The following is a 438-nucleotide window of genomic DNA, read 5'->3' as shown; positions in this document are numbered from 1 at the left end:
CGCGCGCCCTGCAACACGTTAAGGCCGATCCCGCCAAGCCCGAAGACGATCACCGTATCGCCCACCTGCACCTTCGCTGTGTTGACGACCGCGCCGACCCCCGTCGTCACCCCACAGCCGACGTAGCAGCTCGTCTTGAACGGCGCGTCCTCTCGGATCTTCGCCACTGCGATCTCAGGCAGAACGGTGAAGTTTGAGAAGGTCGAGCAGCCCATGTAATGGAAGATGGGTTTCCCCTTGTAGCTGAAGCGCGTGGTGCCGTCGGGCATCAGCCCCTTGCCCTGCGTCGCGCGGATCGCGGTGCACAGGTTGGTCTTGCCGCTGAGACACGACTTACATTGGCGGCATTCGGGAGTGTAGAGCGGAATGACATGGTCGCCAGGCTTCACGCTGGTGACGCCAGCACCAACCTCGCGCACGATGCCCGCGCCTTCATGG

Annotated in this window: 1 protein-coding gene; it reads right to left on the bottom strand. The window is 63.2% G+C overall.

Annotated features, from left to right (window positions below):
* Positions 1-438: alcohol dehydrogenase catalytic domain-containing protein (locus AACY19_RS27410; RefSeq protein ID WP_339454622.1), on the bottom strand; the 438-nt coding region annotated here is incomplete at both ends.

The organism is Pseudomonas sp. EA_5y_Pfl2_R50, assembly GCF_963970475.1.
In the GTDB taxonomy this organism is placed as follows: domain Bacteria; phylum Pseudomonadota; class Gammaproteobacteria; order Pseudomonadales; family Pseudomonadaceae; genus Aquipseudomonas.
The sequence above is the reverse complement of the archived record's forward strand: the minus strand, read 5'-3'. Positions and strand labels throughout refer to the sequence as shown.